We start from the raw sequence: 25,188 nt of genomic DNA on the forward strand, positions 1-25,188 counted from the left end.
CTCAGACCGCCTGCAGCTTGCGCGCCTCCTCGCCCGCAAACTCCAGCAGCTGTTTCATGAAAGGCTTGCCCAGATCATCGCTGCGCACCGCCGCATAAAGTCTGCGCGTGATCCCCTCCTTGGTCAAAGGCCGCGTGATGTAATCCGAGGAATACTTCACCTCGCGCACCACCCAATCGGGCAGCACCGACACCCCCCGGTTCGAGGCCACCAGAAGCAGGATCACCGCCGTCAGCTCCACCTGCCGGATCGCGGCGGGCTCCACCTTGGCGGGGATCAGCAACTGGCTGAACACATCCAGCCGCGTGCGCTCCACCGGGTAGGTGATCAGTGTCTGATCCCGAAAATCCGCCGCCTCCACAAAGGCTTTCTGAGCCAGCGGATGCGCGCTCGCGGCGACAAAAACCGGCGCATAATCAAAGAGTTCTATGAATTCGACACCCGGCATGTCTTCCGGGTCGGAGGAGACCACGAGATCCACCTCCTCCTTCAAAAGCGCGGGCATCGCGTCAAAGGCGAGCCCCGGCCGGATATCTACATCCACCTCGCCCCAGTTCTTGCGAAACCGCTCCAGCACCGGGAACAGCCACTCGAAACAGGCGTGGCATTCGATGGCGATATGCATCCGCCCCGCGCTGCCCTCGCGCAAGCCGGTGAATTCCTCCTGCAGCGCCTGCACCTGAGGCAACACCTGCTGCGCCAATTTCAAAAGCCGCAGCCCCGCCGGGGACAGCTTCAAGGGCTTCGAGCGCCGCACAAAGAGCTCCACCCCCGCCTGATCCTCAAGCCCTTTGATTTGATGGCTGAGGGCCGATTGCGTGATGTGCAGCTTCTCCGCGGCCAGCGACAGCCCACCGGCCTCGTGGATCGCCTGGATCGTGCGCAAGTGGCGGAATTCGATATGCATGTCATGCTCATGTTAAAGATGAGAGTTATGAGTTTGTCTCACGAAGCGACCTGTGGCACAAGATGCACAACCTAAAGGATGCCGCCATGCCCACGCCCTCCGTCTCCTTCGAAGTCTTCCCGCCGCGCTCGATCGATGCCTCCTTCAAGCTGTGGGAGACCGCGCAGGCGCTCGCCCCGCTCGAGCCGCGGTTTTTCTCTGTCACCTACGGCGCGGGCGGCAGCACGCGCGACCTCACCCATGACGCGGCCTACACGCTGCGCAAATCCTCCGGTCTGCCGGTGGCGGCGCATCTCACTTGTGTGGGCGCGTCCAGATCCGAAACCCTCGCCATCGCCCAGCGCTTTGCCCAGGCCGGGATCACCGACATCGTCGCCCTGCGCGGCGACGCGCCCGACGGCGAAGAGCGCTTCACCGCGCACCCCGATGGGTTTGCCAATTCGGTCGAGCTGATCGAGGCGCTGGCGCAATCGGGCCAATTCACCCTGCGCGTGGGCGCCTACCCCGAAAAGCACCCCGAAGCGGCCACTCAGGCCGCAAACATCGACTGGCTGAAAGCCAAGATCGACGCAGGCGCCGCCGAGGCGATCACCCAGTTCTTCTTCGAGGCCGAAACCTTCCTGCGCTTCCGCGATGATTGTGCAGCGGCGGGCATCACCGCACCGATCACGCCCGGTATCCTGCCGATCGTCAACTGGACCAACGCCCGCAAATTCGCCCTGCGTTGCGGCGCCACCGTGCCAGCCTGGATCGATCAGGCCTTCGAGACGGCGATCCGTGATGACCGGCACGACCTGCTCGCCACGGCACTCTGCACCGAGCTGTGCTCCGATCTGGTCGATGAGGGCGTCGATAGCTTGCATTTCTACACGCTCAACCGCCCCGAGATGACGCGCGAGATCTGCCACGCGCTTGGCGTGACCCTCGCGACCACCGGCGTGCGCGACGTCGCGTAACACCTTGCCTGTCCTGAAAAACAGCGCTTAGCTGCCGCCACGTCATCCCACGTGCCGGAGCTGCCCAGATGTTCGTCGCCACCTCGCCCGCCGACCTGATGAGCCGGGAAGAGCTTCTATCCATGTCCGGGCTGGAGTTCATGCAGAGCATCCTGACCGGGCACAGCCCCGGCCCGCCCATTGGCGAGACCATGGGCTACAGGCTGCACGACGTATCAGACGGCCGCGCGGTCTTTCGTGGCACGCCTGAATTCAACGTGACAAACCCCATGGGCACCGTGCACGGCGGCTGGTACGGCACCCTGCTCGACAGCGCCATGGCCTGCGCAGTGATGACAAAGGTGCCGCGCGGGTCGGTCTACACAACGCTGGAATTCAAGATCAACATCACCCGCAACATCCCGCTCGGCCTGATGATCGACTGCATCGGCGAGGTTGACCATGCGGGCCGCTCCACCGGCGTGGCGCATGGTGAGATCCGCGGGTTGGAGGACGGCAAGATCTATGCCACAGGTTCCACGACCTGCATCATCATGAAGATGGACGAGGCACCACCGCCCTCAGGCCGATGACGAGGCGGCAGGCTCCTTGAGGAAGGCTCCGAGTGCCTCCTGCAGCGCGTCCCAATCGGTGAACTCCTTCGGGCCGTCGCTCACGTCATAATCGAAATCGCGCAAGACGACGTGGCGCAGGATCTGCGTCTCGAAATATTCGTAGCTGCCCGCCTGCACGGCCCCCGCGACCAACAGGGTGCGATCCGGCGTGAACCGTGTGCGCATCTCCATCTCGGTCACATACTCCTGCGCTTCCTCCTGCCCCTCGTCGAAGGCGGCATTCAAGCTGACCGACAGCATCAGCACCGGACGGGCCTCCAAATCACTGCGATGGGCGCCCACAAAGACCTCGAAGGTCAGCGGATGGCGGCGCTCGTGCACCGGGGCGGCCAGCACGACATGGTCGATCATGCTGAAATCAATCGGCGCGGTCTTGTCGGCGGTGTCGAACATCTGAACCTCGGCACCCGCCGTGCGCGCCGCCTCCGCGACGAAATCGGCGATCTTGCGGGTCTGCCCTTCGAGGCTTGCATAGGCAATCAGAACGGTCATGTCGTCCTCCTGGAGGTGCGTTTGCCGCAGACATACTATGGTTCGGCACCCGCCGCCTTGTTCCAGATCATATGCGCCGCGCCCGGACTGTGATCGCGCCACGCGCAGCCCCCTGGCCCACAGATCAGCGAAATTGCACCAATGTACCATTTCACTGTTGAGCGACTCTCATCGGCCTGCTAAAGCGACGTTACGGAAACCCTGAACCCAAAAGGTCAGCTATGATGAAATGTCAGATCCCAACACTGCGCCTGGTAGGCGCGTTTGCGCGTTAACGCGGTCTGACAGGTTTCTAATCCGAAGGCCGCCTCATGATGCGGCCTTTTTTTATGCGTTCTCCTCATGCGGCGGCTTTCCATCATCCATGGAGAGCAAACATGCCAAGCTTATCACTTTACATCCCTTTCGGCCGGTCCAACGGGCTTCTGTTGCGGCTGGTCGCGATCCTCATCCAGCGGCCCCGGCGCACACGGTCGAACCTGCGCGGTCGGGTCGATCTGCCGGAGTATCTCAGACGGGACGTCGGTCTCTTGCCCGAGATCGAACGCCCGCCGCCCACACAGCATCGCTTCCCGTTCTGAGGGGCCCGCAGGCCCGGGGGTCGTCAACGACCCGCGGGCCTGCGGGCGCTCCGCGCAGCGGCGCTGACGCACCCGCGGCAGCTGTCCGTGATCAGCACAGCTGTGGCAGCCCGCCGCCTCTTTCATAGACAGAGCACACGCCATGGTTTAATCTGACCGCATTTATTTTCGAAATTCATTTGGCGCAGAACGATGTTTGACGTGATCCTTGAGTGGATCCGCAACCCGGACAACCGAGACCTTGCGGATTGGAGTCTAAAATTTCTGGGCGGTCTGGGCGCCGCACTCGCTGCTGTGTGGCTCTTCTTTCGCGGCCCGTCGAAACCACCGAAGGCCCGCGCGCCGGGTGCATCCTCTCAGCAGATCGCCAGTGGCAACCGGCTGTCTTATGTCACCGTCCGCCTGGTGCGCAACTCCACCTGGATCTTTCTGATCTTCGCGGGGTTCGCCGCCTTTGCCCTCCTGCAGGTGCGCGGGGCCGAAACGCCGCGCACCAGCCAAAGGGCTTGCGCGCCCGAGCTGACCCTGCCCGCTCATCCGGTTGAAGCGTCCGTCCTGCTGCACAACCGGGGCATCGACCACGCGGAACGGGGCGACTACCCCAAGGCGAAGGCTTGTTTCGAGGCGGCGTTGAGCTATCACGCCAACAGTGAGGAGCATTTGCGCAGCCTCTTCCGGCTGCACCGGGTCTGGAGCGAGGGCGACCGGGAAGAAATGTACCGCATCTCGGACCGCCGCATCGCATTGGCCAAATCGAAGCTTGCCGACATCTCCATCTCGCCAGCGGTGGCGCATCTTCCCTGCGAGGAGCGCAACAGGTTCACCGGCGAGGTGGTCTCCACCTCACCTTGGCATTCGAAGGCGCTGCTCTTTCATCAGGATGGAGACATTGCCGCCGCGCGCGCCACGCTACAGGATCTGATGGACAGCTACCCGCGAAAGAGCTGTGTTTACAACGGTGTGATCGGCAATGCGCATGTCACCGCTGCGCTGATCTTCTGCAATAGCGGTCAGCCGGACGCTGCCGCCGAGGCCTACCGCAAATCGCTCGCCACGCGCAGCTGGAGCAAGGCCCACCTGCAGGAGTTTCAGCAGATCATGGCAGACGCTGGCGTCTATAAGGGGGCGATCGACGGCGTCATTGGCGACACATCCGATGCAGCCCTCTCTGCCTGGGCCGAACTCGGCTGCCCCGGGGTCGCGTTTGACCCCTGATCCACCGCGCCTCAGACCGGACGGCGAAACCCCATCCAACTTGCGCGGCTCACCGGGCGGGCCGCAGCGCGCAGGGTCACGCTGTCATGCATCCGTTCCGACGGGTCGACCATCGGCGCCCGCGCCCGGCGGGTGATGAACCACTTGCCATTGCCTCGGAAGGTGCCCAGCATCGGCGCTGTCGCGTCCTGAAGGAACCGCCCGCTCCATCCGTCCGGCAGCGGCAGCCCGTTCATCTGCGCCCGCTCCAGCATCCAGACCAGCGGGATATTGGCCAGCGGGCGCGCCAGTTCATAGCCGCCAAGCTGCCCGCCCACATCCCCATGGGTGCCTGCGAACCACACCTGTTCGACCCGGCCCTCATAGCCTTCAGGCGAGGTCCAGAGCACCGGTGAATAAGCTGCCCGCGTCTCATCGAGCGCCAGCGCCTGGAACCCGGCCTTCACGTTGTGGCTGAGCGCATGGTTGTGAAACGCATGCCGTTTCTCGCTGAAGCGCCAGAGCACCGGCGCGTTGAAACCGAGCGATTTGACCGTGTCCCAGACGCCGATCATCTCGATCTCGACGTCGCGCAGGCAATAGGCCTCCGCGAACTCCTGCGCGCAGGGGCTCGCCGGGTCGCTCTCGTAATGCCGGTAGGCGTCGCGGATGTTGCGTTCGGTCGCATGCTCCGCCGTCAAGAGCCCAACCTGGTCGATGATGCCCGCCAGGCTGCGCACCGCATAAGCCCCGCGGGAATAGCCCATCAGGAAGATCTTGTCGCCCGGGCGGTAGCGCGAGGCGAGATAGCCGTACGCGCGGCGAATCTGCCGGTTGATCCCCCGCCCCATCAGCACATCCATCGCCGACTTCCAGCCACGCCATTGCAACCCGGGCTCGTAGTAGATCGACAGCGGGCTGCCCACTTCGCGGCAAAGATGATAGGCGCGGCCCGCGTTGGTCTCGCACCCGGGTTCGAGCGAGGACATCGTGCCATCGAGGATCACAACATGAATGACAGGGCCGCGGCGGGGGCCGAAATCGCTATCGGGCCGGCGCCAGAACCTGCTGCGCAGCCAGCCGAGCCATCTGTTATTCCGCCGCGATGGGCTCACCGTTCAACAACTCCCAAACCTTGTGCGGGGTGAAAGGCATATCCGCCTGCCGGACCCCGCGCTCCCAGAGCGCATCCTGAACCGCGTTTGCCACAGCGGCCAGCGCGCCGACGGTGCCAGCCTCGCCACACCCCTTCATACCCATGATATTCGCGGTGGACGGAACCGGTTCCGATGTAAAAGAAATATTGGGGACGTCGTCGGCGCGCGGCAAGGCATAGTCCATGAACGATGCCGTGAGCAATTGGCCCTCGTCATCGAAGACAACATGCTCGGTCAGCGCCTGACCAATGCCCTGAACCACCCCGCCATGCACCTGACCTTCGGCCAGCATCGGGTTGATAAGGTTGCCAAAATCATCGACGACGGTATAGCGGTCGACGGTTACGACACCAGTGTCCGGATCGACCACCACCTCTGAAACATGACAGCCGTTGGGGAAACTGCGCGCCTCCAGCGTCGCGCGCCCTTCATGGGCCAGAAGATCGTCGCGGCCCTTGTCGCGGGCCATCTCGGCCACCTCCAGCATCGTCGGCGTGAGGTTCGACCCCTCAGCGCGGAAGCGCTCGTCATCAAAGGCGATCTCCGAGGCGGGCACGCCCATCTCGTCGGCCAGAAAGTCGGTGAAGGCTTCGGTCATCTGCGCCACGGTGGCCAGTGTCGCGTTGTTCTGCACAGTAACCGAGCGCGAGCCACCGGTGCCGCCGCCCTGCGCGATCTGGTCGCTGTCGCCCTGGACAACGCTGATCTTATCCGCGGGAATGCCGGTCTGATCCGCCAGGAAGGACGCGAAGACCGTCTCGTGGCCCTGGCCTGTGGATTGTGTGCCCACGTAAATCGTCACCGTACCGTCCTCGTTAAATGCGACCTTCGCGCTTTCCGAAGGATCGCCCAAAATACTTTCGATATAGTAACACAAACCCACGCCGCGCAGTAGCCCCCGGGCCGCATCAGTCTGTTTCCGCGCGGCAAATCCGCTGAAATCCGCCTCGGCCAGCGCCCGGTCGAGCACCTTGTCGAAGTCACCCACATCATAGGTTTCGCCCGTCGAGGTCGCGTATGGGAACTGATCGGGCTTGATGAAATTGCGCCGCCGCAGCTCCACGGGATCCACGCCCAGCTCGCGCGCGGCGCGGTCGATCAGCCGCTCCAGCACATAGATCGCCTCGGGCCGCCCGGCCCCGCGATAGGCGTCCACATAGGTCGTGTTGGTATAGATACCTTCCACATGCAGCCAGGTGGTCTGCACATCATAGACGCCTATCAGCACCCGGCTGAAAAGCTGGCTCTGGATGAATTGCCCATAATGGCTGTTGTAGGCCCCCATGTTGCAACGGGTGTGCACGCGGTAGGCGGTGATGCGGTTGGTTTCGTCAAAGGCGAACTCGGCCGTGGAGGTCAGATCGCGGCCCGCGTTGTCGGTCAGCATCGCCTCCGTGCGCTCCGACATCCAGCGCACCGGACGGCCCGTGATCTGGGCTGCATGGGCGGCCAGCGCGTACTCGGGATAGGGAAAGCCCTTCATGCCGAACCCGCCGCCCACATCGGGCGTGGTCACGCGCACCTGCTCTTCGTCGAGCCCCAGCGCGCGGGCGATGAAGCTCTTCTGCTCCCAGACCCCCTGCCCGCCCAGAGAAACATGCACGCGATCCCCGTCCCACTCCGCGTAACAGCCGCGCGGCTCCAGCGAGCTGACGATGATCCGGTTGTCGCCCACCTCGAGGCTCACGGTCTTGGCCGCCGCCTGGAAGGCCGCCTCGGTGGCGGCCTCATCGCCCATGCCCCAGTCAAACGCGAGATTGTCCGGCGTGTCTTCATGCACCGCCGGGCCGCCTGCCGCGAGGTCCATCTTCGCGGGCAAATCCTCATACTCGAGCATGATGAGCTCGGCCGCATCGCGCGCCTGATCCAACGTCTCGGCCACGATAAAGGCCACCGGCTCGCCCACGAAGCGCAGCTTGTCCTTGGCCAGAAGCGGGCGCTTCGGCGCCGCACCGGGTGAACCGTCGCGGTTCTTGATCGTGGCGGCAAACATGTTGATCTGCAGGCCCGCAGCCTCCAGATCCGCGACGGTCAGCACCGCCTGCACGCCTTCGGCTTCGCGCGCGTCGCTGACATCCAGCCCGGTGAGGGTCGCATGGGCCACAGGCGCGCGGAACACGAAAGCCCGCAAGGCGTCCGCAGGTGCCACATCATCCACATACTGCCCATGCCCGGTCAGAAAGCGGACATCTTCCACACGTTTCACAGATTGCGATCGGCCGAACTTTTCCATGGGGAGACTCCTTTGGCAGCAATGCGTTAGGGCGGACACTAGCGGTGGAGGCGCGCTTGTCCAGTCACGCGTGACTGGACAAGCGCGCCCGCCCGGCCCCGCCCGCAGGCGCGGGGCCCATACGGAAAAACCCCGGTGCAGCGCACCGGGGTTTTACTTGAATAGCTTAAAGCGGGATCAGCTCTTGCGGCGACGCCGTGCCACGACCATCAGGCCAAGGCCACCGAGCAGCAGTGCACCACTTGCGGGGATCGGCACAACGCCCAGATTGCCCTCGGTGATGATCCGGATGTAGTCACCCGGCGAGGCTGCGAACCAGTCCACCAGGATGCGCTGATCGTTGTCCTCATCGATGCCAACCACATCGCCGTTCTCAAGGCCGCGCAGCGCGGGGCTCAGATAGTCGACCGTGCCAAGGCCGAGGTAGTCGCTCAGCGTCAGCGTACCCAGCGAGGTGATCACGCCGAGGATCTTGCCGTCGAAATCCACGTAACCGGTTTGCGACGCGCGCACCGGGTCGAAGAAGACGTAGTGGCTCGACACGGTTGTCCCGGCCGAAATCGTGCCACCGATATCTGTCTCCAGATCGCTGTCCAGCGTAAAGTTCTGAACCTCGTTGAAGGCAAACAGGTTGTCGGATTGCTGGTTGTTCTCGCCAATGGTCAGCCCTGACGGGTCAGCAATCTCTTCGAACACGCCTGCGCCCGAGGTCACCAAACCATCTACGACGGCTGCGGAAACACTCTGCGCAGCAGCAAATGCTGCAAAAGCACCTATCGCTAAAATCTTCCTCATTCGTCTCTTCCTTTTGTGCATGGCCGACGTCCGGCACGTCTGAACATGGACACCTTTGGTCACAGTTTCATAACGATTAACATAGTGAAATTCGTGTTAAGCGAGTATTTGCTAGAGGGTGCCCGGATATTAGGCGATTTCGCGCTCTTTCCCTTGCCGGTGACTTTGTTTAGAGCACTTCGTGTTCGAAGCCTTGACGGATGATCGCCCATGCCCATGGAAAAAACATTCGATGCCAGCGTTGCCGAGACGCGTCTCTACGAGGCGTGGGAAGAGGCAGGCGCGTTTGCTGCCGGGGCTAATGCCTCGCGCGCCGAGACCTTCTCGATCATGATCCCCCCGCCCAATGTGACGGGGGCGCTGCACATGGGCCATGCGTTCAACAATACGCTGCAGGATATCCTGATTCGCTGGCACCGGATGCGCGGGTTCGACACGCTCTGGCAGCCGGGCACGGACCACGCCGGCATTGCCACGCAGATGGTGGTCGAGCGCGAGCTGGCCAAGACCAACCGCCGCCGCACGGATTTCTCCCGCGATGAGTTTCTCGATCTGGTCTGGGATCAGAAGAAAAAGTCCCGCGGCAACATCCGGGGCCAGCTGGAACGGCTCGGCGCCTCCTGCGACTGGTCGCGCGAGGCCTTCACCATGTCGGGCGCGCCGGGCGATCCGGGCGACACACCGGGCGGGCAGAATTTCCATGATGCGGTGATCAAGGTTTTCGTCGACATGTACGAGAAGGGCCTGATCTATCGTGGCAAACGCCTGGTCAACTGGGACCCGCATTTCGAAACCGCGATCTCGGACCTCGAGGTTGAGAATATCGAGGTCGACGGGCACATGTGGCATTTCAAGTACCCATTGGCTGGCGGTGAGACCTATGAGTATTTGGAGAAGGGTGAAGATGGGGAGGTGATCCTGCGGGAGGAGCGCGACTATATCTCCATCGCCACGACGCGGCCCGAAACGATGCTGGGCGATGGCGCGGTTGCGGTGCACCCCTCCGACGCGCGCTATGCGCCGATTGTCGGTAAGCTCTGTGAAATCCCGGTGGGGCCGAAAGAGCATCGGCGTCTCATTCCGATCATCACAGATGAATATCCGGACCCGGACTTCGGCTCGGGTGCGGTCAAGATTACCGGGGCGCATGATTTCAACGACTATGCGGTCGCCAAGCGCGGTGGCATTCCTTTGTACCGCCTGATGGACACCAAGGGTGCCATGCGTGACGATGGCGCACCCTATGCCGAGGCCGCCGCGATTGCGATGGCCGTGGCGCAAGGCGCGCGCGAGCTGAGCGAGGCGGAGGCCGATGCGGTCAACCTCGTCCCGGACGATCTGCGCGGGCTCGACCGCTTCGAGGCGCGTAAGAAAGTGGTCGACCAGATCACCCGCGAAGGGCTCGCCGTCATGGTGCCGGTCGCCAACCCGGACCCGGAGGACGCCTTCCTGCCGGTCGAGGAGCCCTTCCTTGAGCCGCTGGTCGAGGCCAAGAAGATCATGCAGCCCTTCGGTGACCGCTCAAAGGTGGTCATCGAGCCGATGCTGACCGACCAATGGTTTGTCGAGACCTCCAAGATCGTGCAGCCCGCAATTGACGCGGTGCGCAATGGCGATGTTGCGATCCACCCGGAGCAGGACAAGAAGGTCTATTTTAACTGGCTGGAGAACATCGAGCCCTGGTGCATCTCGCGCCAGCTCTGGTGGGGGCACCAGATTCCGGTTTGGTATGGGCCTCGTTTGGCCAACGGCTTGCCGACGGACTTTGACGAGCCCAAGGCATTTTGCGGCGCGTCCTTCGAGGATATCGCTGCACAACTGCAGGACTACTACGGCGACTTTAAGTTCAGCGAAACCTTATCTCAGGCCACCGCCTTGGACGATATGCTTGAGTATCCATCAGGCAAAGGCAAGTTAGTGTGCCTCTGGCGCGACCCCGACGTCCTCGACACCTGGTTTTCATCCGGGCTTTGGCCGATTGGAACGCTGGGCTGGCCGGAGGACACGGAGGCGCTGCAGAAGTACTTCCCGACCTCCACGCTGATCACCGGATTTGACATCATCTTCTTCTGGGTCGCGCGGATGATGATGATGCAATACGCGGTGGTCGGCCAAAAGCCCTTCGACACCGTCTATGTCCACGCCCTCGTCCGCGACGAGAAGGGCAAGAAGATGTCGAAGTCGCTCGGCAACGTGCTCGACCCGCTGGACCTCGTGGATGAGTACGGCGCCGATGCCGTGCGCTTCACGCTCACGGCGATGGCCGCCATGGGGCGCGACCTGAAGCTCTCGACTCAACGCATCGCCGGCTACCGCAATTTCGGCACGAAACTGTGGAACGCCTGCCGCTTTGCGGAGATGAATGAAGTCTTTGCCCAGCGCGCGGCGCGCACCGACGTGATACCGACGCAAAACCGACCCGATACCGACGTGACACAGACGGTGAACAAATGGATCATCGGCGAGACCGGACGGGTGCGGGAAGAGATCGACGCGGCCCTTGCCGACTACCGGTTCAATGACGCCGCGAACGCCGCCTACAGCTTTGTCTGGGGCAAGGTCTGCGACTGGTATCTGGAGCTCTCCAAACCGCTCCTGCAAGACGAGGCGAACGCCCATCTGGCCGACGAGACCCGAACGACGATGGCCTGGGTGCTCGACCAATGCATGATCCTGTTGCATCCCATCATGCCCTTCATCACCGAAGAGCTCTGGGGCGAAACAGGCAAGCGTGCCAAGATGCTGGTGCACGCCGACTGGCCCACCTACACGGCCGCCGAACTGGTCGATGAGGCCGCCGATCAGGAGCTCAACTGGGTGATCTCGCTGATCGAATCCATCCGGTCGGCGCGCGCGCAGATGCATGTGCCTGCGGGTCTCTATGTGCCCCTGCTGGTCACCGATCTCGACGCCGCCGGGCAGTCCGCCTGGGACCGCAACGAGACCATGATCAAGCGGCTTGCCAGGGTGGAGGCTCTGGACAAGGTGGAGAGCTTCCCAAAAGGCACCGTTACCCTCGCCGTGCCAGGCGCCACCTTTGGTCTGCCGCTTGCTGACGTCATTGATATCAATGAAGAAAAGGCGCGTCTGCAAAAGACGCTAGACAAGCTGGGTAAGGAGCTCGGCGGGTTGCGCGGGCGGCTCAATAACCCGAAATTCGCGGCCTCAGCGCCAGCGGAAGTGGTGGAGGAAACCCGTGCCAATCTCGCCCTGCGCGAGGAGGAAGAGGGCAAGCTCAAGGAGGCCTTCGCGCGGCTTGCCGAATTGGGGTAGTATGTGCCTATGCGCAGCTTTCGTTCCCTCATCGAACAGCAGATCGCCAAGGCCCGGGCCGCCGGTCAACTGTCCGGGCTGGAAGGCGAAGGCGCGCCCCTGCGCGACCGCCCCATTGAGACCTCTGAAGAGGCGGCCGTCTCGACCGGCATGCGGAGAATGGCCGAGGCGGGCGTGCTGCCCGAGGAATTCGCCTTGAAAAAGCAGCTAGACGCGGCGCGAGAAGCCTACGCCAAGGCGTCGGATGAGAAGTCGCGGAAGGCGGCCATGGGCGTGCTCGCCGATCTGGAATTGCGCTATGAGATCGCCCGAGAGGCGCGCCGCAAGTTCATGTCCTGAGCACAGATCATTCGAAGACCGGCGCTCGTTTTGCGAGCTGGGCTGCGATCACTTCCATCTGTTCCTTCGTCCCGATCAGCCCTGCCTGCAGCTTCGATTCCGCCAGCAGAACCGCCTCTGCATCCTCTTGTTCTGCAATGGAAATCAAGGCTTTTGCCGCGCAGATGGCCTTGGGGCTCTTACCGGCGATATCCTCGGCGAGCGCAAAGGCCGCCGCCAGCGCATCCTCGGCAATCTCGGTCACCAGCCCCCAGCGCTCCGCCTGCGCCGCATCGATCGGCGCGGCGGTGTAGACGAGCTTGCGCAGCACATCCGAGCGCACCAGTCGCGGCAACAAAACCATGCCACCCATATCCGGGACGATCCCCCATTTCATCTCCATGACCGCGAGCCTGGTGTCCGGAGCCGCGATCCGAACATCGGCGCCCAAGGCGATCTGCAGGCCAGCTCCGAAACAGACGCCGTGCAGAGCCGCGATCACCGGCACCTCGAGACGGTGCCAGATCATCGCCACCTCCTGCCACTGGTTCGTGGTGCCATCGCCATGGGTGCGCGGCATGATCATCGCCTCCATGTCCTTGCCGATCATCCCGCCCAGGCTGCCAATATCGATCCCGGCACAAAACCCCTCGCCCGCGCCTGACAGAACCACCGCCCGTGCCTGTGAGGCAGCAACCTCCTGCCCTGTCGCGATCAAGGCCTCGAACATCTCCGGATCGACCGCATTGCGCTTCTCCGGACGGTTGAGCTGCACATGGGCAATATGGTCTGTCACCTCGAGGGTCACGCGCGGCATGGCTTTCTCCTTTTGTCTACCCGCATCAGACCGTGGCAGCGCTGCAATAGCCAGACAAACGTTGGGGAATGCACACTCTTGCCGAATGCGGCAAAGCCGTTTTAAGAGACGCCATGACTGACTTTCGCCTAACCTCGCTTGCCCAATCCCTGCCCGACACAGTGCCTTTCGTCGGCCCGGAAACACAGGAGCGCGCGCGGTCGCGGATTTTTGACGCACGGCTCGGCGCGAATGAAAGTGTCTTTGGCCCCTCCCCCATCGCCATCCGCGCCATGGCAGAGACCCAGCACTGGATGTACGGCGACCCGGAAAGCTTCGAGCTGCGCGAGGCGCTGGCCGATCATCATGGTATCACGCCGGACATGATCGTGGTGGGGGAAGGCATTGATGGGCTGCTAGGATACCTCGTGCGCATCATGATCGGACCGGGTGATGCTGTCGTGACCTCGGATGGCGCCTATCCGACCTTCAACTATCATGTGGCCGGGTATGGCGGTGTGCTGCACAAGGTGCCTTACCGGCACGACGACCATGAGGACATCAAGGCGCTGTTTCGGAAGGCGGCAGAGGTGGATGCCAAGCTGGTCTATGTGGCCAACCCGGACAACCCGATGGGCACGGCGCATGACGGCACCGACATCGTCGCCGCGATGCAGTATCTGCCCAAGGGCACGCTTCTGGTGCTGGACGAAGCCTATCTGGAGTGCGCGCCACGGGGCGTCGCCCTGCCCTTGCCGATGGATGACCCGCGGGTGATCCGGATGCGCACCTTTTCAAAGGCCTATGGTCTCGCTGGCGCGCGCGTCGGTTACGCCGTGGGCGCGCCGGATCTGATCCGCGCCTTCGACAAGGTGCGCAACCACTTCGGCATGAATCGCGCATCGCAGGCCGGGGCGCTGGCCGCACTCGACGATCAGACCTGGCTGCGCTCGGTCAAGGCGCGCATCGTCGCCTCGCGAAACCGCATCGGTGACATCGCCCGCAAGAACGGCCTCACGCCGATCTCATCGGCAACCAATTTCGTCGCGATCGACTGTGGTGGTGGGCCGGAGTACGCAAAGACGGTGCTCTACGAGATGGTCGCGCGCGGCGTCTTCATCCGCATGCCGCTCGCCGAGCCACAGAACCGCTGTATCCGGATCAGCTGTGGCACACCGGCACAGCTCGATATCCTGGCCGAGGTCCTGCCCGTGGCCATCCGGGCTGCAGAAATGGGCTGACGCGGGCGTTGCCTGCCCTATACTGTCGTCAGAGTTTGAACGAACGAGACGCGGTATGGACAGAGACAAGCTCGGCCGGGCGCCAAACTACACGAATGCCTGCATTGTGATGTTCGGGGTCAACCTGACCTGGGTCCTGCTGTTTCTCTTTGCGATCTGGGGCTTGGTCGCCGCGGTCTTCCTAGGCCTCGCGGTGAACCGCTGGGTCGACTGGCTGGCGCATCGCCGACGGCTCGAAGACGAACGGTGGGCGCTGCCGCCTAAGAGCTGACACCCCCGATCACCTCGGCCGCTGCCGCCAGCGCATCCGGTCCATGGGGGATCTGCAGCGCCTTCATGCCTACGTCGATGCCGCCCAGAAGCCCCATGATCATCTGCCCGTTCACATGCCCCATATGGCCGAGACGGAAGTAGCCGTGCCAGGCCGGATCCGTGCGATCCGTCATGCCAAGGCCAATCCCCAAGGTCAGCCCCAGGTGGGCCTCTGTCCATGCCCGTAGCTCCGTGGCCTGTGGCGGATCGAGCCGCAGGGAGGTCACCGCACAGCTGCGATCCTTCGGATCTGCCATATTCATCCTCAGCGCGCCTTCGGTGCTCCAAGCGTCGCAGGCCGCCCAGATCGCCCGCGCCAACAGGGTATGCCGCGCCCAGACCGCCTCGATCCCCTCGGCATGGATCATGTCGAGGGCCGCGCGCAGACCGTAGACGTGATGTGTGGGAGCCGTGCCGTTCCAGTATTGCCAGAAGTCATCGGGATGCGCGCGCGGGGTCCAGTCCCAATAGTTGCTGACGCGCGGCATCTTCGCCCGGACCCCCGCCGCCTTGTCGTTGAAGAAGACGAATCCCATTCCGGGCGGGACCATCAGGCCCTTCTGGCAGCCCGTCACCATGACATCGACACCCCAGGCATCCATTTCGAACACGTCACAGCCCAGCGAGGCGATGCAATCGGCCATGAGCAAGGCCGGGTGCCCGGCGGCATCCATCATGGCGCGGAGCGCTGCGATATCGTTGCGGGCCGAGCTGGAGGTGTCCACATGCACGGCCAGCACCGCCTTGATTTCATGCGCGGTGTCAGCGGCCAACACCTCGGCGATGTGGCCCATGTCCATGGGAGCCGACTTGCCAAAGTCGATCACCTCCACCTCGGCACCCAGCGCTTCGGCCATCCCTGCCCAACCCATGCCGAAATGCCCCGTCGCGGGGACCAATACCTTGTCGCCCGGCGCAATGACATTGGCGAGTGCGGCTTCCCAGACCCCGTGCCCATTGGCGATGTAGATCGCCACATGCCCCTCCGTGCGGGCCACGCGCTTCAGGTCTGCCACGATCCCCGGCATCATCTCAGGCAGCTCGCCCGCATAGATGTTGGGAGCCGGGCGGTGCATCGCGTTCAGCACCGCCTCCGGCATCACCGAGGGGCCGGGAATGGCGAGATACCCACGTCCGGCGGGGGTTTTTGGCAATTGGGGCATAAAGGCTGTCCTTTTTGACGTGCCGCAACTCTAGCCGTCAATGCGACGTGGTCAATCGCAGAAGCGCAGGCCAGACAGCGCCGGTGTTCAGCGCCGGTAGCTCTCGGCCAGACGGTCAGGTGAGGTGCCCGAAAAGTACCGCATCAAGGTCCAGAGATTGCGCGCGCCACGTCGGACCCAGCCTTGTGCGTGATAGCGCGCGGGGCTGGTCTCCGCCACCGCATCGATGCCGATGAGCTTGCCCTTCAGCGCGCGCGCAAGGGCCACGTCCTCCATCAGCGGCTGATCGGGATAGCCCCCCACATCCGCATAGAGCGCGCGTGGCAGCAAGAGGCCCTGATCGCCATAGGGCAGCCCCATCCGGCTGCGCAGATTGGCCCAGCAGGCGACGATCTGCCCTGCCAACCCGCCGCGCGCAAAGGCGAGCCGGAACCACCCGGCCTGCCGTGTATCAAGGTGCAGGATCGCAGGCCCGACCCAGCCATCGCGCAGCTGGGTGTCCGCATGCAGCACGAGAAGCCAGACACCTTGCGCCTCGGCGCAGCCGCGCGCCAATTGCCCTCCGCGCGACGCAGGGCCGGTCACAACCTCTGCCCCCCAGGCCTTCGCCACGGCCACGGTTGCATCGTCAGAGCCCCCATCGCTCACGATCAACTCGCGGATCAACCCTGCCTCTAGCCCTGGCACAAGCGCCGCCAGACAGGCGCCAAGCTGCGCTTCGGCGTTCAACGTCGGTATCACCACCGAAATCGGTGCGCGCATCTGTCTTCCCCTCTCCCCCGCCCCCTTCTCCTTGGCGGCGGGGTTTCTATATGACATTCATCGCCCAAAGAGGAGGCCCACATGACCAAACGTCGCATCCTGCAGATATCTGGCCCGGACGCGCGGGAATTCCTGCAAGGGTTGATCACCAATGACATCGATCGCCTGGAAGATGGCCTCGTCTATGCGGCTCTCCTAACGCCACAAGGTAAATATATTGCCGATTTCTTCCTGGCCCATGCGCCGGGCGGCATCTTGCTGGATGTGGCCGAAAGCCTCGGCGACACGCTCACGCAACGGCTGGGCATGTACAAGCTGCGGGCAGATGTGGCGATTGAACCTGCGGCTTTGCACCTGCACCGCGGGCTGGGCGCCCCCCCCGAGGACGGGTTTGCCGACCCGCGCCACGCGGCGCTCGGCTGGCGCGCCTATCGCGACAATCCCCAGACCGATGACAGCACCGACTGGACGGCAATCCGTGTGGAGCATCTGATCCCGGAAACGGGCGTCGAGCTGACCCCCGACACTTTCATTCTCGAAGCAGGGTTCGAGCGGCTGTCCGGCGTGGATTTCAAGAAAGGCTGTTACGTGGGCCAGGAGGTCACTGCGCGGATGAAGCACAAGACCGAGTTGCGCAAGGGGCTGGCGCAGGTGCGCATCTCGGGAGAGGCGGAGACAGGCACCGAGATCACCGCCAACGGAAAGGTCGCGGGCACGCTGCTCAGCCGAACCGATGATGCCGGCATCGCCTACTTGCGCTATGATCGCGCGGTGGGAGAGATGACGGCGGGCGCGGCCACCGTCACACGCAGCGACGGCTGAGCGCCCACAAGGTCAGGCGCGTTCCGAATACTCCATCGTCTCGGTGTTCACGATGATGTCCTCGTCCTGCGCGATGAAGGGCGGGACCATGACTTTCACACCATTGTCCAGCACCGCGGGCTTGAAGGAGTTCGCCGCCGTTTGGCCTTTGACGACAGGCTCCGTCTCGACAACCTTGCAGGTCACCTTCTGCGGCAGCGTGGCGTTGAGGGCCTCGTCATCGTAGAACTCGACCACGATGGTCATGCCGTCTTGCAGGAACGGGCGGCGCTCGCCCAGCAGCTCGGCAGGCAGCTGCACCTGCTCGTAGGTTTCAGTGTCCATCACGACCAGCTGACCGGCATCTTCATAGAGAAATTGCTGGTCTTTCTGCTCCAGACGCACCCGCTCGACCTTGTCCGCACTGCGAAACCGCTCATTCAATTTGGAATCATTCCGCAGGTTGCGCAGTTCTACCTGAGCAAATGCCCCGCCCTTTCCGGGCTTCACATGATCCACTTTGACAGCGGCCCAAAGACCATCGTTATGCTCCAGGACGTTCCCAGGACGGATTTCATTTCCATTGATTTTAGGCATTTGACCGGACCGTGGCGAAAGGTTGATGAATTGTTGACGCTCCCTATATCTAGCCGGATGGGTGGTGACAAGACAGCGATATCTCGTGGTGCGGCACAGGGACGCTATGCGCAATCTGCATACATGCCATGCATTTACAGGGTATCCGAATCGCCTCAACTCCGCCATAAGGAGCGTCACGCCGGAAAGACAAGAGCAAGAATAATGGAAAGGACGACGAATGAAGGATTTCGTTGACGGCACGGCCTTTAACAACGAGCAAGGCAACCGTGCACGTAAACTTTTTGCAGCTGTGGTACTGGCTGCATTGGACGACGCCATCGCGGACGACAAGAAGTATGGCAATGGTCCAGAACAGATCGCCCGCTGGGCGCGTTCGCGCGACGGGCGCGAAGTGCTCAGCTGTGCCGGGATCGACCCCAACGAGCGGGTTGTGTCCGGCCTGATGGAATTCGTGGGCAAAGGGGTGCGCACCTCGGTCGCGCTCTCGCGCGAGGAATCCGAGCGTCGCAACGCCGCCCAGCAAGCCGAAGCTGCCTGATCTCATCTTTGAGAATAGACAAAAGCGCGTCCCTCCGGGCGCGCTTTTGTCGTGTCAGCTGTCGGTGAAAAAGAACAGCCACTGCCGGACAATCCAGATCTCGGCCATGAGCAAGAGCACCACGAGGGCCAGCATCCCCCAGCCAAAGCGCCTCTGCCACAGGGCAATTGCGGCAAGCGTGGCAGCAAAGGCCTCGACAGGCGCCAGCCACATGGCCCCATGATCCCTGTCCCAATAGCTCAGCGGGCTTTCGAACACCCAGCCTGAGAGCGGCCAGAAATGCGCGCGACCATCGTCGTGGTGCAGGGGAAAGTCGAGGCAGAGGTGCAGCAACGCGGCGCCGGTCAAAGCAGTCGCCCAGGGCACGCCGTACCAGAGCGCCAGCGCAAAAAGTGCGCCCCAGACGACAAACGAGTTGTCGATGGCAAAGATCGTCTGCCATGTGTCGGAGAAGTAAAGCTCGTCAAAGACGATCTGAGGTGGGATTTCAAAGAGATACAGCGCGCCGCCCGCCAACAGGTAGAGCGACAGATCCGGGAGGAGCGCCCCGAGCAAGGCCGCCCAGACAACGGCGAGGCTGCCCTTGCGCCCCATCACGGCCGCGCCAATCAGCAAATGGGCCGGCGTGTTCATCTTTGCTCCTTTTCCTTTGCCTGATCATGCGTCAGGTTGCCCGAAACGGAAAGAGGGGCAGCGGATGGCGCGCGCGATCATGATCCAGGGCACCGGCAGCAATGTCGGCAAGTCGGTGATCGTCGCAGGCCTTGCGCGCGCCTACACGCGGCGCGGTCTGTCCGTGCGGCCCTTCAAACCACAGAACATGTCGAACAACGCGGCCGTGACGTTGGACGGGGGCGAGATCGGACGCGCGCAGGCACTTCAGGCCAAGGCGGCGAGCGTGCCGCCGCACACTGATATGAATCCGGTTTTGCTCAAGCCGCAGTCCAACACGGGCGCGCAGATCATCGTGCAGGGCCAGGTTTTTGGGCACCAGGAGGCGCGGACCTTTGGTCAGGCCAAAGACAGGCTGCTGCCCTTCGTGCTCGAGAGCTTTCACCGCCTTGCTCAGGATTGTGATCTGGTACTGGTGGAAGGCGCGGGCAGCCCGGCCGAAACCAACCTGCGCGCGCGAGACATAGCCAACATGGGCTTTGCCTCTGCGGCGCATGTACCCGTGGTGCTGATGGGCGATATCGATCGCGGCGGCGTGATCGCACAGGTGGTTGGCACGCAGGCCGTGCTGGACGATGATGACCAACACCTGATCAAGGCCTTTGTGATCAACAAGTTCCGGGGGGACGTGCGGCTTTTTGACGAGGGCCGAGATGATATCTGCGCCCGCACCGGCTGGCCCTGTCTCGGCGTGATCCCCTGGTTTGCGACCGCCGGGCACCTGCCCGCCGAGGACGTGGCCGACCTGCCCGCACGGGCTGTTTCATCCGGCAGTGGCCTGACCATCGCGGTTCCGCAACTGCCGCGGATTTCGAACTTCGATGACCTCGACCCCTTGGCCGCTGAACCCAATGTGCGCCTTGTCATCGTGCCACCCGGAGAGCCCCTGCCCGTCGAGGCCGATGTCATCCTGCTTGGCGGCAGCAAGGCTACCTTGACCGATCTGGAGGCTCTGCGCCGGGAAGGCTGGGACATTGACATTGCGGCGCACGTTCGGCGCGGGGGACATGTGCTGGGCCTCTGCGGTGGGTACCAGATACTTGGCAAGTCCATCGCGGATCCTGAAGGCATCGAAGGCCCTGCGGGCCAGGCCGAGGGTCTGGGCTATATCGACGTCGACACGGTGCTGCACCCGCGCAAGACCCTGAAACTCAGCACGGCGTTGCATCTCAGCAGCGGTGCCCCGGTGGATGGGTACGAGATCCATATGGGCGATACCGAGGGGCCGGACCGCGCGCACCCCTGGCTTGAGGTGAATGGGCGACCTGAAGGCGCCAGCGCTTTGGATGGCCGTATCCAGGGCTGTTACCTGCACGGCATCTTCACGTCAGACGCCTTTCGAAAGGCGTGGCTGGCGCAGTTCGGTCTGACATCCCAAGTGGCCTATGACGCGCAGGTCGAGCAGACACTGGATGATCTGGCCGATCATCTTGAAAAGCACATGGATCTGGACCTGCTTCTCAGCCTCGCGCAAACGCCGTCGGATAAGCCTTAGCCTCGGCTTTAGGCCAGCGCGCGGGCCGCTGGATCAATCGAGATCGCGGGCCGCCAAGGCGCGGTGGATCTCACGGCGCACCAATTTGCGCACATTGCGTGTGATCCGTTCACCGAGCGCCCCTTGCAGTTCCGAGCGCACGATATCAGCGACCAGATCGCGCAAGGCGGCCTCATCCAACAGCTGGTCGTCGCTGGGCTGTTCATGCGCTGGCTCATTTGTCTGAACATCCGTGCCCTGGGGCGCGCCCGTACCATCCAGATCAGCGGCCTCGGGCCAGTCCATGCCAGGCGATTGGGTCCCTGCATAATCGTCGCTGCCAGTCCCGTCGGGCTCCCACTGATCCGCCGTCTTGGCGATTTCGGTCTCCAGCGCGGCGATCTTCTCCGAAAGCTCATCAAGCCCGAGTGCAGCGGGACCTTTGCGACCTTGCGCGGATGCGTCTGCAGCCGGTGGCTCCGCGACAGGCACATGCACGGCATCCGCAGGCCGCAGTTTCAGGACATCCATGTCAGAGACACGCTGTTGCGGAGACAGGACCAAACGGTCCGACAGATCTGGCGCGGTACGGGGCGCTGGGGATGACTTGTTATCACTCACCAGACGACGGATCGACGATAACACGTCTTCCATGTCCGAGTTTGTAACCGGTTTTGACATAATACCCCAAATCTACGCATCACTATCTTACCCCCGGTATAGAAAGCGTACAATGGTCCATCGCTACCGTTACTCCTTTTGCAAGGCGCGCAGCACACGATCGAGCCGCTGGCCCTGGGCCGAGGACGGCACCGGCGCATCCTTGACCAGATTGTAATAGGCATTCGGGTCATACTGTTGCACGCCCAGCGACAGGTCCCGCGCGGTCAAGCGCCCGGTGGCCTGCAAAACCGCGTAGGCTGCGACATAGAGGTTGGCCTGGTCGGAAATGCGCGAGGTTTCGGCGTCCAGCAGCTCCTGCTCGGCATCCAGAACGTCGAGCGTGGTCCGCGCGCCCAATGTTGCCTCTTCCCGCACCCCTTCAAAGGCGATGCGCGCCGCCCGAATACGCTCTTCACTGGCCTGCAAGCTCGCACGCTGCGCAGCCAGCGCGGCATAGGCGGACCCCACATCCTGCGAGACCTGCTTGCGGACTTCGATCAGATTGCCCCGCTGCGCGTCTCTATTCGCGATCGCAGAGCGGATACCGGCGGACAGCCCGCCCCCGCGATAGATCGGGCCGCTCAGCTCAATGCCGATATCGCCCGACCGGGTGTAGTTGCTGTTGCCAAAGTTCTCGGTCAGCCCGAGCGAGCCTACCGCCGAGACCGTGGGCTTCAGCGCCGCCTTCGCCCGCATGATGTTGAGCTCGGACACGGCAACGAAGTGCTGGGCGGCCAGCAGATCAGGATGGCTCTGCACCGCGCGCGCACGGGCCGTCTCCACATTGGTCTCGAGCCGCGGCAGCGACGGCGGCGCCGAAAGGTTGCCGGGCGCATTGCCAACGACATTGCGGTATTCTTCTTCAGCCTGCAGCAGATCACCCTGCGCGGTGGCCAAACCGCTGCGCGCCTCGGCCAAGCTGGCCTCCGCCTGCGCCACGTCGGTTCGCGTGACCTCACCCACCTCGAAGCGGTCCTGCGCGGCCCGCAATTCCTGGGTCAGAAGCCGCAGGTTGTTCTGACGCAGAGACACGAACTCGCGCGCGGCGATCACATTCAGATACGCCGAAACCGCGCGCAGCAGCACGCTCTGCTCCAGGCTGATCAGCTGCTGACGAGTCCCCAGGACCGTTTCCTTTGCCGCATCCACGCCCAGCGAGGTGGCGCCCCCATCATACAGCAGCAAGGAGGCCGCGAGACCAATGGTGCCGGTGGTGGATTCCAAATTGCTGACGGTCTGGCCACCCGTGGTCGTAAAGGACCGGCGGTCGCCGAAATCACGACTCAGGCTCGCGCTGTAGTTCAGAATGGGCCGCAGCGCGGACACGGCTGTTGCCACATCCTCATCCGCCGCCCGCAAGAGCGCGCGGTTCTGATCGAGCAGACCACTGGTTTTATAGGCCGCGACCAGCGCGTCCGCGAGGGTTTCTGCCTTGGCCATCGGTGCGGCGAGCACAGCCACAAAGCCCGCCGACATGGCGAGGCCACGGCACCAGAACGCCAGCCGCTTGGTTGTCTTTGCTTGGGACATTGTAATGCCTCTTTCTGTATCCGCCCTGCCCGGGCCTCTGAGTGAATTAGAATTCGAAAACGTCTTCCTTGGCAAACCCCGGCAGCACGGGCGCTCCTGCGTTGAACGACATGCGCCACGAGAGCGTGCCGGCCGTCTTGTGTCCGACTCGCACCTCACCAAGCGCACCGTCCATGAACAGGCAAGCAACGCGCCCGCCCTCTTTGATCTGCTCCTGCAGGCCAGCTGGCAGTTCGGCGATGGCACCCTGCACGATCACGACATCATAGGGCCCGTGTTGGGCCGCACCTTCGGCCAATGGCCCCACGTGCAAGACGACATTATCGACACCCGCCTCGGCGAGCGCGTCTTGCGCTTCGCGCGCCATATCCTCGTCCTGCTCGACGGCAACAACGGCCTCAGCCATATGAGCGATCACAGCGGAGGAATAGCCAAGTGCTGCCCCCACATCGAGGACGAGTTCATCGTTCGCGACATCTAACGCGTCGAGCATCTTCGCAAGCGTGCGCGGCTCCAGGATCACCCGGCCGCCGCCCAGATCGAGGTTCTCCCCCATGTAAGCCGCCTCGCGCTGTGCGGCGGGTACAAAGGTCTCGCGGGGCACGCTGAGCATCGCATCGATGATCGGAAACTTCGTCACGTCAGAGGGTCTGACCTGCGTGTCTACCATCATCGTGCGGCGGGCGGCGAAATCGGTCATGTGGCTAAACTCGTCCGTTCAGTTACTTACCTCGCAGATGTGCCACATTCACCGGCATCCGGCAACGCTCATACGTGGGATTTTGCTGGTTTGTGACACTTGCGGCACCCTTGCGAATGGGATAGCACTGCGCGCACACCATGCGAGGCGAGTTGGCGGAGTGGTGACGCAGCGGATTGCAAATCCGTGTACACCGGTTCGATTCCGGTACTCGCCTCCATTTAATTTCAAGCACTTAACTGTCTCCTCTTTTTGCCCCTTCTAGGGCGTTTACAATAGCGTTTACAGTTTTGCCCTCGCGGCGCTGCTTTTCGCGCTCCAGTAAGTCGAGGACTTCCGCGCTCTCAGCAGGCGAAACGGCGGCATAATGCTCGATGACAGCGGCCGCGTATCGAAGTGACCACCCCATGTGATTTGCGATTTGGTTGAGGCCCAGACCCGCGCGCAGGAGCCTCGTTGCTGCCGTGCCGCGTGTATCTTGTAGGCGCAGCGTTGTATCGCTCAGCTTGTCGGCAATACGGTCACGGTAGCGCGTGATAGCTCGGCTGGCTGACGTTGGTCGGAGCGGCTTGCCTCGGTCATTGACCAACAAAACAAGCTGATCCACAGGTGTTTCATCAATCAACTGCCGAAGTTCTGGTGTGACAGGGATGTGTGCAACACGACCGCGCTTCTGCGTTCGGACCCTGAAGCGGTCCATCCCATCAAAGCTTTCGACATTTCCACGCGTAAGGCGAACTAGATCGGCGGGCCGAAGGCCTGTTTCACAGGCCAAAGTCAGTACGCGCCTAACCCACTGCGGTGCAATATCTTTGAAAGCCCTCTGATCCGAGTCTGTCCAAACAATTTCAGCTCGATCTACGGTGTATATGCGGTGAAGGCGGTCGCAGTAGTGTGCAGCAATCTTACCCTCGTCCCGAGCCCAGTTGAGTATGCGCACCGCTACCGTGCCCGCATAGTCATGCTGCTTTGGCGAATTCTTCCATTTAGCCCGCCACTCGTTGAGTTCGCCACGTGACTTGGGATTCTCCCAAAGCTTCGCAGGATCGTCCGCAAACTCCTGCGCAAATCGTAAGGCCCACTTCCTGTAGTCGGCCCGTGTTCGCTCACCCTGAGGCATTGCGGTGCTGTCTAGAAAATCATCCACCAATTCCGACGTCATGTATTCAGTGCTCGACCGCGCTTTGGCCACATCGGCGAAAGCGATAAGAAACTCAGGGTCGCGCGGTTCTTTCACTGTTCCCATCCAAAACTTTGGCCCGCCTCTCCAGGCGTAGAAATGGAACCGATTGCCTTCGGTAGTTACGCGGCGAACGCGATGAACTCCTTTCGGCAGGCTACTGCGCGGCACGTCTCGCCCTCCTCGCAGCTACAAGGTCATTCTCGCCGTTGCTGTGGTCAAGGATGGTTTGAAGG

The 25,188-nt window shown here is 62.7% G+C and carries 25 protein-coding genes and 1 tRNA gene; 12 read left to right on the forward strand and 14 right to left on the reverse strand.

All coding sequences use genetic code 11. The features are described from left to right. Position 1: 1 nt before the first annotated feature. Positions 2-907 carry a LysR family transcriptional regulator gene (locus ACVC7O_RS14455; RefSeq protein WP_458322818.1) on the reverse strand — a complete coding sequence of 302 codons (906 nt, stop codon included), beginning with the start codon at positions 905-907 and terminating at the stop codon, positions 2-4. A gap of 86 nt (positions 908-993) precedes the next feature. Here ACVC7O_RS14455 and metF point away from each other — a divergent pair, with 86 nt between their 5' ends. Both metF and ACVC7O_RS14465 read left to right on the forward strand, forming a co-directional pair. After that, positions 994-1,863, forward strand: a complete 870-nt coding sequence (gene metF / locus ACVC7O_RS14460) for a methylenetetrahydrofolate reductase [NAD(P)H] (protein ID WP_458322819.1) — start codon at positions 994-996, stop codon at positions 1,861-1,863. Between the two features lie 68 nt (positions 1,864-1,931). Next, the gene (locus ACVC7O_RS14465) at positions 1,932-2,435 is read left to right on the forward strand and encodes a PaaI family thioesterase (protein ID WP_458322820.1); all 504 of its coding nucleotides are present in this window, start codon (positions 1,932-1,934) and stop codon (positions 2,433-2,435) included. On the opposite strand, the gene ACVC7O_RS14470 is transcribed toward ACVC7O_RS14465, so the two are convergent. Beyond that, positions 2,424-2,969, reverse strand: coding sequence for a flavodoxin domain-containing protein (locus tag ACVC7O_RS14470; RefSeq protein ID WP_458322821.1), 546 nt, complete (start codon positions 2,967-2,969; stop codon positions 2,424-2,426). The two genes, ACVC7O_RS14465 and ACVC7O_RS14470, sit on opposite strands and share 12 nt — an antisense overlap. A gap of 377 nt (positions 2,970-3,346) precedes the next feature. Here ACVC7O_RS14470 and ACVC7O_RS14475 point away from each other — a divergent pair, with 377 nt between their 5' ends. Together ACVC7O_RS14475 and ACVC7O_RS14480 are read left to right on the forward strand one after the other, a co-directional pair. After that, on the forward strand, positions 3,347-3,550 hold the full coding sequence (locus ACVC7O_RS14475) for a hypothetical protein (RefSeq protein ID WP_458322822.1): 204 nt from the start codon (positions 3,347-3,349) through the stop codon (positions 3,548-3,550). Positions 3,551-3,742: 192 nt separating this feature from the next. Then, on the forward strand, positions 3,743-4,765 hold the full coding sequence (locus ACVC7O_RS14480) for a tetratricopeptide repeat protein (RefSeq protein WP_458322823.1): 1,023 nt from the start codon (positions 3,743-3,745) through the stop codon (positions 4,763-4,765). 11 nt (positions 4,766-4,776) lie between these two features. On the opposite strand, the gene ACVC7O_RS14485 is transcribed toward ACVC7O_RS14480, so the two are convergent. The 3 genes from ACVC7O_RS14485 to ACVC7O_RS14495 all read right to left on the reverse strand — a co-directional run bounded on the left by ACVC7O_RS14485 (position 4,777) and on the right by ACVC7O_RS14495 (position 8,929). After that, the gene (locus ACVC7O_RS14485; protein ID WP_458322824.1) at positions 4,777-5,733 is read right to left on the reverse strand and encodes a DUF2235 domain-containing protein; all 957 of its coding nucleotides are present in this window, start codon (positions 5,731-5,733) and stop codon (positions 4,777-4,779) included. Positions 5,734-5,836: 103 nt separating this feature from the next. Further along, on the reverse strand, positions 5,837-8,134 hold the full coding sequence (locus ACVC7O_RS14490) for a xanthine dehydrogenase family protein molybdopterin-binding subunit (RefSeq protein WP_458322825.1): 2,298 nt from the start codon (positions 8,132-8,134) through the stop codon (positions 5,837-5,839). A gap of 177 nt (positions 8,135-8,311) precedes the next feature. Further along, the gene (locus tag ACVC7O_RS14495) at positions 8,312-8,929 is read right to left on the reverse strand and encodes a VPLPA-CTERM sorting domain-containing protein (protein WP_458322826.1); all 618 of its coding nucleotides are present in this window, start codon (positions 8,927-8,929) and stop codon (positions 8,312-8,314) included. Positions 8,930-9,139: 210 nt separating this feature from the next. On the opposite strand from ACVC7O_RS14495, the gene ACVC7O_RS14500 reads away from it, so the two are divergent. Further along, positions 9,140-12,202, forward strand: a complete 3,063-nt coding sequence (locus ACVC7O_RS14500) for a valine--tRNA ligase (RefSeq protein WP_458322827.1) — start codon at positions 9,140-9,142, stop codon at positions 12,200-12,202. A 9-nt stretch (positions 12,203-12,211) separates the two neighbouring features. Beyond that, positions 12,212-12,541, forward strand: a complete 330-nt coding sequence (locus ACVC7O_RS14505; protein ID WP_458322828.1) for a DnaJ family domain-containing protein — start codon at positions 12,212-12,214, stop codon at positions 12,539-12,541. 7 nt (positions 12,542-12,548) lie between these two features. Here the strand turns inward: ACVC7O_RS14505 and ACVC7O_RS14510 are convergent, their stop codons facing one another. Then, a complete protein-coding gene (locus ACVC7O_RS14510; protein ID WP_458322829.1) occupies positions 12,549-13,337 on the reverse strand; it encodes a crotonase/enoyl-CoA hydratase family protein in 789 nt (262 codons plus the stop codon). Between the two features lie 113 nt (positions 13,338-13,450). On the opposite strand from ACVC7O_RS14510, the gene ACVC7O_RS14515 reads away from it, so the two are divergent. Both ACVC7O_RS14515 and ACVC7O_RS14520 read left to right on the forward strand, forming a co-directional pair. Further along, positions 13,451-14,557 carry a pyridoxal phosphate-dependent aminotransferase gene (locus ACVC7O_RS14515; RefSeq protein WP_458322830.1) on the forward strand — a complete coding sequence of 369 codons (1,107 nt, stop codon included), beginning with the start codon at positions 13,451-13,453 and terminating at the stop codon, positions 14,555-14,557. 55 nt (positions 14,558-14,612) lie between these two features. After that, positions 14,613-14,828, forward strand: coding sequence for a hypothetical protein (locus ACVC7O_RS14520; RefSeq protein WP_458322831.1), 216 nt, complete (start codon positions 14,613-14,615; stop codon positions 14,826-14,828). Here ACVC7O_RS14520 and ACVC7O_RS14525 read toward each other — a convergent pair. Together ACVC7O_RS14525 and ACVC7O_RS14530 are read right to left on the reverse strand one after the other, a co-directional pair. Further along, on the reverse strand, positions 14,818-16,032 hold the full coding sequence (locus tag ACVC7O_RS14525; RefSeq protein ID WP_458322832.1) for a pyridoxal-phosphate-dependent aminotransferase family protein: 1,215 nt from the start codon (positions 16,030-16,032) through the stop codon (positions 14,818-14,820). The genes ACVC7O_RS14520 and ACVC7O_RS14525 overlap by 11 nt on opposite strands. 87 nt (positions 16,033-16,119) lie before the next feature. After that, the gene (locus ACVC7O_RS14530) at positions 16,120-16,794 is read right to left on the reverse strand and encodes a TIGR04283 family arsenosugar biosynthesis glycosyltransferase (protein WP_458322833.1); all 675 of its coding nucleotides are present in this window, start codon (positions 16,792-16,794) and stop codon (positions 16,120-16,122) included. A gap of 81 nt (positions 16,795-16,875) precedes the next feature. Between ACVC7O_RS14530 and ygfZ the strand changes: the two genes are divergently transcribed. Continuing rightward, entirely contained in the window at positions 16,876-17,616 is a 741-nt protein-coding gene (gene ygfZ, locus ACVC7O_RS14535) for a CAF17-like 4Fe-4S cluster assembly/insertion protein YgfZ (protein ID WP_458322834.1), read from the forward strand. A 12-nt stretch (positions 17,617-17,628) separates the two neighbouring features. Here ygfZ and efp read toward each other — a convergent pair whose 3' ends face one another. Beyond that, the gene (gene efp / locus ACVC7O_RS14540; RefSeq protein WP_458322835.1) at positions 17,629-18,192 is read right to left on the reverse strand and encodes an elongation factor P; all 564 of its coding nucleotides are present in this window, start codon (positions 18,190-18,192) and stop codon (positions 17,629-17,631) included. A gap of 220 nt (positions 18,193-18,412) precedes the next feature. On the opposite strand from efp, the gene ACVC7O_RS14545 reads away from it, so the two are divergent. Continuing rightward, positions 18,413-18,733: a DUF6280 family protein gene (locus ACVC7O_RS14545; protein WP_089420757.1), complete on the forward strand. Its 321-nt coding sequence runs from the start codon at positions 18,413-18,415 to the stop codon at positions 18,731-18,733. A 54-nt stretch (positions 18,734-18,787) separates the two neighbouring features. On the opposite strand, the gene ACVC7O_RS14550 is transcribed toward ACVC7O_RS14545, so the two are convergent. Then, positions 18,788-19,366, reverse strand: a complete 579-nt coding sequence (locus ACVC7O_RS14550) for a cobalamin biosynthesis protein CobQ (RefSeq protein WP_458322836.1) — start codon at positions 19,364-19,366, stop codon at positions 18,788-18,790. Between the two features lie 64 nt (positions 19,367-19,430). Here ACVC7O_RS14550 and ACVC7O_RS14555 point away from each other — a divergent pair, with 64 nt between their 5' ends. Beyond that, positions 19,431-20,900: a cobyric acid synthase gene (locus tag ACVC7O_RS14555; RefSeq protein WP_458322837.1), complete on the forward strand. Its 1,470-nt coding sequence runs from the start codon at positions 19,431-19,433 to the stop codon at positions 20,898-20,900. 33 nt (positions 20,901-20,933) lie between these two features. On the opposite strand, the gene ACVC7O_RS14560 is transcribed toward ACVC7O_RS14555, so the two are convergent. The 3 genes from ACVC7O_RS14560 to ACVC7O_RS14570 all read right to left on the reverse strand — a co-directional run bounded on the left by ACVC7O_RS14560 (position 20,934) and on the right by ACVC7O_RS14570 (position 23,772). After that, on the reverse strand, positions 20,934-21,560 hold the full coding sequence (locus tag ACVC7O_RS14560) for a hypothetical protein (RefSeq protein ID WP_458322838.1): 627 nt from the start codon (positions 21,558-21,560) through the stop codon (positions 20,934-20,936). A 69-nt stretch (positions 21,561-21,629) separates the two neighbouring features. Continuing rightward, positions 21,630-23,072: a TolC family outer membrane protein gene (locus tag ACVC7O_RS14565; protein WP_458322839.1), complete on the reverse strand. Its 1,443-nt coding sequence runs from the start codon at positions 23,070-23,072 to the stop codon at positions 21,630-21,632. 46 nt (positions 23,073-23,118) lie between these two features. Beyond that, positions 23,119-23,772 (reverse strand): protein-L-isoaspartate O-methyltransferase family protein, encoded by a 654-nt coding sequence (locus tag ACVC7O_RS14570; protein WP_458322840.1) that lies wholly within the window; start codon positions 23,770-23,772, stop codon positions 23,119-23,121. A gap of 146 nt (positions 23,773-23,918) precedes the next feature. Here ACVC7O_RS14570 and ACVC7O_RS14575 point away from each other — a divergent pair. After that, positions 23,919-23,992, forward strand: a tRNA-Cys gene (locus tag ACVC7O_RS14575). A 15-nt stretch (positions 23,993-24,007) separates the two neighbouring features. Here ACVC7O_RS14575 and ACVC7O_RS14580 read toward each other — a convergent pair. After that, on the reverse strand, positions 24,008-25,018 hold the full coding sequence (locus ACVC7O_RS14580; RefSeq protein WP_458326100.1) for a tyrosine-type recombinase/integrase: 1,011 nt from the start codon (positions 25,016-25,018) through the stop codon (positions 24,008-24,010). Between the last annotated feature and the right edge of the window lie 170 nt (positions 25,019-25,188).

Source organism: Roseobacter cerffii (assembly GCF_054226325.1).

Excerpts from the sequence above, each read along its gene's own strand:
- ACVC7O_RS14455 (WP_458322818.1), bottom strand. The coding sequence starts at position 907 with ATGCATATCGAATTCCGCCACTTGCGCACGATCCAGGCGATCCACGAG.
- metF (WP_458322819.1), top strand. The coding sequence starts at position 994 with ATGCCCACGCCCTCCGTCTCCTTCGAAGTCTTCCCGCCGCGCTCGATC.
- ACVC7O_RS14465 (WP_458322820.1), top strand. The coding sequence starts at position 1,932 with ATGTTCGTCGCCACCTCGCCCGCCGACCTGATGAGCCGGGAAGAGCTT.
- ACVC7O_RS14470 (WP_458322821.1), bottom strand. The coding sequence starts at position 2,969 with ATGACCGTTCTGATTGCCTATGCAAGCCTCGAAGGGCAGACCCGCAAG.
- ACVC7O_RS14475 (WP_458322822.1), top strand. The coding sequence starts at position 3,347 with ATGCCAAGCTTATCACTTTACATCCCTTTCGGCCGGTCCAACGGGCTT.
- ACVC7O_RS14480 (WP_458322823.1), top strand. The coding sequence starts at position 3,743 with ATGTTTGACGTGATCCTTGAGTGGATCCGCAACCCGGACAACCGAGAC.
- ACVC7O_RS14485 (WP_458322824.1), bottom strand. The coding sequence starts at position 5,733 with ATGTCCTCGCTCGAACCCGGGTGCGAGACCAACGCGGGCCGCGCCTAT.
- ACVC7O_RS14490 (WP_458322825.1), bottom strand. The coding sequence starts at position 8,134 with ATGGAAAAGTTCGGCCGATCGCAATCTGTGAAACGTGTGGAAGATGTC.
- ACVC7O_RS14495 (WP_458322826.1), bottom strand. The coding sequence starts at position 8,929 with ATGAGGAAGATTTTAGCGATAGGTGCTTTTGCAGCATTTGCTGCTGCG.
- ACVC7O_RS14500 (WP_458322827.1), top strand. The coding sequence starts at position 9,140 with ATGCCCATGGAAAAAACATTCGATGCCAGCGTTGCCGAGACGCGTCTC.
- ACVC7O_RS14505 (WP_458322828.1), top strand. The coding sequence starts at position 12,212 with ATGCGCAGCTTTCGTTCCCTCATCGAACAGCAGATCGCCAAGGCCCGG.
- ACVC7O_RS14510 (WP_458322829.1), bottom strand. The coding sequence starts at position 13,337 with ATGCCGCGCGTGACCCTCGAGGTGACAGACCATATTGCCCATGTGCAG.
- ACVC7O_RS14515 (WP_458322830.1), top strand. The coding sequence starts at position 13,451 with ATGACTGACTTTCGCCTAACCTCGCTTGCCCAATCCCTGCCCGACACA.
- ACVC7O_RS14520 (WP_458322831.1), top strand. The coding sequence starts at position 14,613 with ATGGACAGAGACAAGCTCGGCCGGGCGCCAAACTACACGAATGCCTGC.
- ACVC7O_RS14525 (WP_458322832.1), bottom strand. The coding sequence starts at position 16,032 with ATGCCCCAATTGCCAAAAACCCCCGCCGGACGTGGGTATCTCGCCATT.
- ACVC7O_RS14530 (WP_458322833.1), bottom strand. The coding sequence starts at position 16,794 with ATGCGCGCACCGATTTCGGTGGTGATACCGACGTTGAACGCCGAAGCG.
- ygfZ (WP_458322834.1), top strand. The coding sequence starts at position 16,876 with ATGACCAAACGTCGCATCCTGCAGATATCTGGCCCGGACGCGCGGGAA.
- efp (WP_458322835.1), bottom strand. The coding sequence starts at position 18,192 with ATGCCTAAAATCAATGGAAATGAAATCCGTCCTGGGAACGTCCTGGAG.
- ACVC7O_RS14545 (WP_089420757.1), top strand. The coding sequence starts at position 18,413 with ATGAAGGATTTCGTTGACGGCACGGCCTTTAACAACGAGCAAGGCAAC.
- ACVC7O_RS14550 (WP_458322836.1), bottom strand. The coding sequence starts at position 19,366 with ATGAACACGCCGGCCCATTTGCTGATTGGCGCGGCCGTGATGGGGCGC.
- ACVC7O_RS14555 (WP_458322837.1), top strand. The coding sequence starts at position 19,431 with ATGGCGCGCGCGATCATGATCCAGGGCACCGGCAGCAATGTCGGCAAG.
- ACVC7O_RS14560 (WP_458322838.1), bottom strand. The coding sequence starts at position 21,560 with ATGTCAAAACCGGTTACAAACTCGGACATGGAAGACGTGTTATCGTCG.
- ACVC7O_RS14565 (WP_458322839.1), bottom strand. The coding sequence starts at position 23,072 with ATGTCCCAAGCAAAGACAACCAAGCGGCTGGCGTTCTGGTGCCGTGGC.
- ACVC7O_RS14570 (WP_458322840.1), bottom strand. The coding sequence starts at position 23,772 with ATGACCGATTTCGCCGCCCGCCGCACGATGATGGTAGACACGCAGGTC.
- ACVC7O_RS14580 (WP_458326100.1), bottom strand. The coding sequence starts at position 25,018 with ATGGGAACAGTGAAAGAACCGCGCGACCCTGAGTTTCTTATCGCTTTC.